1 protein-coding gene is annotated in these 1,389 nt (G+C 69.2%); it reads right to left on the reverse strand.

Annotated elements, in window-relative coordinates:
• Positions 1 to 22: 22 nt before the first annotated feature.
• Complete coding sequence (locus ACFWPQ_RS51940; protein WP_384052199.1) at positions 23 to 1,090, reverse strand: IS110 family transposase; 1,068 nt, start codon at positions 1,088 to 1,090, stop codon at positions 23 to 25.
• Between the last annotated feature and the right edge of the window lie 299 nt (positions 1,091 to 1,389).

Raw genomic sequence — 1,389 nt, forward strand, 5'->3', positions numbered from 1 at the left:
CCCCCGAGGCTGCTATGTCGTGTCAAGCCGCTTGAGGAAGTACTTCTGCGTCCGGCTGGCTCCTTCGTTCGAGGATCTTGAAGATCTGGCGGCAGATGTTGCGCTTGAGGCATCGCTGCGCGTCGCGAGGGCTCTTGCCCTCGCTGATGCGGCGGGCGACGTACGTCTTCGTGGCAGGATCAAGTCGCATCCTGATCAGGGTGATCGTGTGCATCGCTCGGTTGAGCTGACGGTCGCCGCCCCGGTTCAGCCGGTGCTTGTTGGTCAGGCCCGACGAGGCCGGAATCGGCGCGACGCCGGCGAAGGAGGCGAAGGCGGCCTCGGAACGGAACCGGCCCGGATGCGACCAGCTGACCAGGATCTGCGCTGCGGTGATCGGCCCGACGCCAAGCAACTCCAGGAGTTCGGGGGCCTGTTGTCGGACGAGCTGGAGGAGCTCGTTCTCCAAGTCGCGAGCTTCGGCCTGAAGGTGCCGGATGCGCTGCGCCGTGGAACGCAGGGCGCGGATGGTCATGCGGTGCTCGGCGGCCAGCGCGGGGCGGTCGCGGAGGCCGGCGCAGCGTGTGACCTGCTGTGGTCGGCTGAGGCGTCGCAGTTCGGCACGGAGGTCGTCCGGCGCGGAGACGATCAATGCCTTGAGCTGGTTGATGGCTGCGGTGGAGGCGTGCACAGCGCCCTGCCGGGTGGCCAGCAGCACGCGCATCGCCTCGCGTTCTCCGCGGCTTCGGGGCTGGATGACGTGCTCGGTGGCCAGGGCCTCGCGGGCCGCGCGGATGGCGTCGAGCATGTCGGTCTTGCGGCCTCCGCGGGCCGGCGGCCGCTTGGGGCGGCAGACCTCGACGACGCGTTCACCGGCGTTTTCGAGGAAGGCGGCGAGGCCGGCGCCGTAACTGCCGGTTCCTTCGAGTGCCCAGCAACGGGGTCCGGGCACGTGCTGGCGGGCGAACTCCAGCAGGCGCCGGTAGCCGCGGGTGTGAGCGGGTGCGTCGGTGGTCTCCAGGACGGCCCCGATGGGGCTGACGGCGGCTGCGGCGAGTGTGTCGCGGTGGGTGTCGACCCCGATGACGCCGTCGACGTGTTCTGCGAGCATGGTCACGCGGTTGTTCTCCTCCGGGCGGACGGGCCGTGATCGGCGTCGGCCTGGGTGGAGTCACCACGTGGCGGAACTGTGATGAGTCACGCCGGGAGGCGGACAAGCTGCTGATCAAGCCAACGGGTGGGCCAGGTCGGCGCCCGCGTCCGGCAGACATCTCGGGGGCACGGCAGCCCCTGATGGGGCGCCAGTTATGTTGCGAGTCATGCCGGATCACGAGCGCCGAGCCTGGCAGCAACCCATCCCGGGCCGCAGAAGAACTCTCACAGTTATGTTTTCCGCGGTCCTGCAAGAGG

Origin of the sequence: Streptomyces sp. NPDC058464, assembly GCF_042721035.1 — a bacterium.
Classification (GTDB): domain Bacteria; phylum Actinomycetota; class Actinomycetes; order Streptomycetales; family Streptomycetaceae; genus Streptomyces.